Annotated in this window: 5 protein-coding genes and 1 pseudogene; all 6 read right to left on the bottom strand. The window is 43.6% G+C overall.

What is annotated here, in order from left to right:
- Positions 1-976: MFS transporter (locus Q0A12_RS01950; protein WP_291291039.1), on the bottom strand; the 976-nt coding region annotated here is incomplete at its 3' end.
- 312 nt (positions 977-1,288) lie between these two features.
- Complete coding sequence (gene trpA, locus Q0A12_RS01955; RefSeq protein WP_291291040.1) at positions 1,289-2,065, bottom strand: tryptophan synthase subunit alpha; 777 nt, start codon at positions 2,063-2,065, stop codon at positions 1,289-1,291.
- Positions 2,062-3,252: a tryptophan synthase subunit beta gene (gene trpB / locus Q0A12_RS01960; protein WP_291291041.1), complete on the bottom strand. Its 1,191-nt coding sequence runs from the start codon at positions 3,250-3,252 to the stop codon at positions 2,062-2,064. The genes trpA and trpB overlap by 4 nt, the downstream gene beginning before the upstream one ends.
- Entirely contained in the window at positions 3,249-3,896 is a 648-nt protein-coding gene (locus Q0A12_RS01965) for a phosphoribosylanthranilate isomerase (RefSeq protein WP_291291042.1), read from the bottom strand. The genes trpB and Q0A12_RS01965 overlap by 4 nt, the downstream gene beginning before the upstream one ends.
- Complete coding sequence (gene trpC, locus Q0A12_RS01970) at positions 3,893-4,651, bottom strand: indole-3-glycerol phosphate synthase TrpC (RefSeq protein ID WP_291291043.1); 759 nt, start codon at positions 4,649-4,651, stop codon at positions 3,893-3,895. The genes Q0A12_RS01965 and trpC overlap by 4 nt, the downstream gene beginning before the upstream one ends.
- A gap of 32 nt (positions 4,652-4,683) precedes the next feature.
- Positions 4,684-4,803, bottom strand: a pseudogene (locus Q0A12_RS01975) (anthranilate phosphoribosyltransferase); the annotation flags it as partial.

The raw sequence follows: 4,803 nt of genomic DNA on the forward strand, positions 1-4,803 counted from the left end.
CTCCAATAATCATTTCTATAATAACGATTACGATGAATCCTATACTAGGATTTGCTGTAATGAATAGTAAAAGAAAATTCATGATCAGCAATAAAATACCCGAAAGAGTAAATACACGGTAAAAATTATTGAATTTTACATTCTTCGTTAATGGGCCGGCAAAAATTGCGCCAATGATACTGGCCAAGCTAAAAGCACCCATCCCGATTCCATACATGGTATCACTCACTTGCAAAGTCATTCTCAAAATTACTGGTAGGCCTACGATGAAAAATGAAGTCAATACAAAGTTGATCGCTGCCGCAACGATGATTGCTTTTAAAATCACTTGATTGTTTTTTACTTCTCTAAAACCATCTTTTAAATCTCCTAGCAATGTTTGCACCATCGTTCCAGAGGACTGTTCTCGTTTTTCAAAAGGGATTTTTAAAAAGCTTTCGATGATCGCTGCTGCCACAAAAAAGAACACGCTGCTAGCAATCAACATTTTTGCCCCCAATAAACCATAAAATACACCACCTAAGATTGGCGCGACAACATTTGATAACTGTAATATGCCGTTTGACAATCCATTGATTTTTTCCAACTGATCCTCTTCTACCAATAAAGGAATGCTAGCCCCTACAACAGGGGTATCAAAGCTGCCAACGATGGCCAAAATAAAAATTAGAATACCGATCAACAGAATAGACTCAGAAGTACCAACAACTAGAAATAGTAATAAAGCAATAATCGCATTAGCCACATCCATCAAAACCATCAAAATTTTTCGATCGAAGCGATCCGCGATCGCTCCTCCAATAGGTGCAAATAATACCGGTATGCTAGAAACGGCTAAGACTGTCGCAAAAATGTCTGCTCTGCCAGTTACATCTAACACAAATAATGACAATGCAAATCGTAAAATAGCGCCACCAAAAACTGAAATAATTTGTCCCAACATCAGATAAACAATATTTTTCTTATTCCCTCTCACACTCTTTCCCACTCTCTTTAGTTGATAGGTTCATCTTAACGAACAAATAATTTTTGGACATCCGCCTAAAGTCTCATTCTTTTTTAACGGTTTTATTACTTCTATTAGAAACTTTCACAGTATCCAGATTCTACACCCTCTTTTGTTCTGGCAAGGATCCATACTCTTCCGTTGATGGTCTCCCACTCTCTATTCTGGCTGAAGTCACATAATGGGTACCATTTTATCTAGGAACTCATCGGGAAATAAAAAAAGACTGTTTTGTCCGCAAAAAAAGAACCCAGATCGGATTCTTTTTTTGAACCTACTTTCCTATGACTCGCCAACAAGTTCTGTTAGCATTTCACTGACTTTAGGCAGTGAATCGTTTTGTAAGGCTGCTACGATTTTTGAACCGATCACTACGCCATCGCACACCCGGTTAAAGCGCTGCACGTCTGCGTGAGTCGATACCCCGAAACCTGCTAAGACAGGAATCGGACTTTTATCAGTAATAACTTGCAAATGCTGATCCAACTGTTCGTTGTATTGGCGGTCTTCTCCGGTAACACCATTCACTGTCACCGCATAGACGAAACCTTCTGCTTCTTCAATCAATGTCTGAATTCTCTCTGGTGGACTGGTCAATGAAACCAATGTGATCAGCGCCAGATCTGCAGTGTCAAAAGTAGGGGTTGCTAGCGCTCGATGCTCAAAAGGCAGATCGGGAATAATCACTCCTTTCACATCCGTGTTTTTCAGATCATCGGCTAATCGTTGAATGCCATAATGAAAGAATGAATTGGCATACCCCATCAGCACCAATGGAACTTCTGACTCGATGACTTTCAGCGCAGCAATGATTTTTTTTAAGGTCGTGCCATTGGCTAACGCTTGCATCCCTGCTGTTTGAATGACAGGTCCATCTGCAACAGGATCTGAAAAAGGCACACCGATTTCGATAGCGGCTGCGCCGTGGGACACCAGTAGTTTTATTTCTGCTGGCAGTTTTTCTAGACCATTGGCTCCAGCCATGATATAGGGAACAAACAATGAGTCGCCTTGTTTTTGGCGCTCTTTCATTTTCTTCGTCAATGTTTTGATTGTCATTTCTCTGCTCCTCGGTCTTTGATTTGTTGAACATCTTTGTCCCCTCGTCCTGACAAACAGATCACTAAACGTTCCTCTGGATGCATTGTCGGAGCTAGCTTGAGGGCATAGGCAACGGCATGGGCACTTTCCAAGGCAGGAATAATGCCTTCGACTTGGGACAAGAGGTAAAATGCTTCGACAGCTTCTTTATCAGTGATAGCAAAATATTCCGCCCGTTCGATTTCCTTCAAATAGGAATGTTCGGGACCGACCCCCGGATAATCCAAACCAGCTGAAATCGAATAGGGTTCGATCACTTGCCCATCATCGTCTTGCAGCAGATGCATTTTTGAGCCATGCAAAATACCGATACTGCCTTTTGTCAATGTTGCCGCATGTTCAGTGGTCTCCACCCCTTTTCCGGCTGCTTCCACCCCAATCAAGCGAACCGTTTGATCAGCGATAAAAGGGTAAAACATTCCCATTGCATTGCTGCCGCCTCCCACACAAGCAACCACCGTCGTGGGCAATTGGCCTTCTTTTTCTAGCAGTTGTCGTCGTGTCTCACTACCGATCACACTTTGAAAGTCGCGAACAATTTCCGGAAAAGGATGTGGGCCAAGGACAGACCCCATGACATAATGGGTATCCTCGACAGTTGCGACCCAATATCTTAATGCTTCATTGACGGCATCTTTCAGTGTTTGATTCCCTGAAGTGACCGCAACCACCTTTGCCCCTAATAATTCCATCCGAAAGACGTTTAGCGCTTGCCGCTGTACATCTAGCGCACCCATAAAAATCGTGCATTCCATACCGAACAATGCCGCTGCAGTCGCTGTAGCGACCCCATGCTGTCCAGCACCCGTCTCTGCCACAACTTTCTTTTTCCCCATCCGTTTTGCTAATAACACTTGTCCCAAAGCATTATTGATTTTATGTGCACCGGTATGATTCAAATCTTCTCGCTTCAAATAAATTCTGGCCCCGCCTAAGTGTTGTGACAATCGCTGTGCGTGATAGAGGGGTGTCTCTCTCCCTACATATTCGTGGAGATAATCTTGTAACTCTGCTTGGAAATTAGGGTCTGCTTGTGCCTCACGATAAGTCGTTTCTAACTGCTTGACTGCAAACATCAATGTTTCTGGTACAAACTGGCCGCCAAAAGTACCATAAAATCCTGTTTCTGTGGGATAGTGGGTCATCTTTTTTTCTCCTTTACTAAGTGAATAAATTGTTGGATCTTTTTACTGTCTTTCTTGCCATTTGTTTCAACCCCTGAAGAAATGTCCACTGCATAGGGATCAAAAATAGCGATGGCCTGTTGAACGTTAGCAACATGTAATCCCCCTGCAATAAAAAATCGCTCAGAAAACGGCAGCGATTTTTTGGCTGCTTTTTGCCAATCAAAGGATTGCCCATTTCCACCAGCATAGAGGTGATTTCTTACGGGAGCATCTAACAACCCGAAATCTGAGTTGCTGCTGATAAATGCTTGTTCTAACGTATCTGCCTCGCCATCAAACGCTTGGATCACTGCGATTTTTTGATGAGCAAACACACCAGTTTGGATCGCTGTTTCCAAAGATGGCTTCAATTTCCCGTGAAGCTGAATCGCTGTCAGCTGGGCCGCTTGAATTGCTGTTTGAACTTCTTCGAAACTGGGAGAGACAAAGACTCCGACTTTTCCTACGGTTTTAGGGACTTGTTCCGTCATCTTGCGAGCTTCTGCCGGTTCGATTTGCCGGCGGCTTTTAGCAAAGACAAAGCCAAGGTAATCAGCCCCTGCATTGACTGCTGCCTCTATATGCAAGGGTTCGGTGAGTCCGCAAATTTTGACTTTAGTCATAGGCGACTCACCTGCAAACCGGCTGCTGTGTCAGCAATATGTTCACTTCTCATCAAGGTTTCCCCAACTAAGATCCCCTGAAAAAAGGGAGCCAGTTGCCGCACATCTGCGTCTGTTTGAATACCGGATTCGCTGATATAAATCGCGTCTGATGGTTGAGGTGCTAGAGAAAGACTGACATCCAGGGAAACAGCAAAGGTTTTTAAATCACGATTGTTGACACCAATGATGTTGGCACCCAGTGCTTGAGCTTGCTGAAATTCAGCCAAATTATGGGTCTCAACTAGCACTTCCAGTCCAAGTGTTGTTGCTTCGTGATACAGCTTAGCTAATGCTTCTGGCTCCAAGGCAGCAACGATCAATAAAACGAGACTAGCGCCGGCATTCTTGGCACGAATCAGCTGTTTTTTGTCGATAATAAAGTCTTTGCACAATAATGGCACCGAAACGACTTTGCTGACTGCTTCGAGATCTGCCAGCGAGCCATTGAAAAACTGCTGATCGGTCAAAACGGAGATGGCACTCACACCAGCGGCTTCATACGCTTTGGCTTGAGTAACTGGATCAATTGTTTGATTGATGTCTCCTTTTGAGGGAGAGGCTCGCTTGATTTCGGCAATCAGGTGCATCTTGTGTGGTTTTTCTTTGACCAGTTGATAAAATGAAGGACGTTTTTTACTTGTCTTCAAGGTTTCCAGCGGCATAGCTGCTACTTCAGCAACTTTTGTTTGGATAATCTTTTCTAAAAAATCCATAATTCTCCTCCTTACTGCTTATTTATTGAAGTTCATTGGTTGTTTGACTGACGGATCAGCATTTGCAATTTGTCATAAGCGGCACCGGAAGCGATACACTCTCGTGCCAGCTCAAAACCTTCTTCCAGCGTTGCGGCTTTTCCGTTAGCATA

The organism is Enterococcus sp. (genome assembly GCF_022711995.1).
In the GTDB taxonomy this organism is placed as follows: Bacteria; Bacillota; Bacilli; order Lactobacillales; family Enterococcaceae; genus Enterococcus_D.

What these genes read in the sequence shown, in the direction of transcription:
- trpB (WP_291291041.1), bottom strand. Translation starts at nt 3,252, where the DNA reads ATGACCCACTATCCCACAGAAACAGGATTTTATGGTACTTTTGGCGGC.
- trpC (WP_291291043.1), bottom strand. Translation starts at nt 4,651, where the DNA reads ATGGATTTTTTAGAAAAGATTATCCAAACAAAAGTTGCTGAAGTAGCA.
- trpA (WP_291291040.1), bottom strand. Translation starts at nt 2,065, where the DNA reads ATGACAATCAAAACATTGACGAAGAAAATGAAAGAGCGCCAAAAACAA.
- Q0A12_RS01965 (WP_291291042.1), bottom strand. Translation starts at nt 3,896, where the DNA reads ATGACTAAAGTCAAAATTTGCGGACTCACCGAACCCTTGCATATAGAG.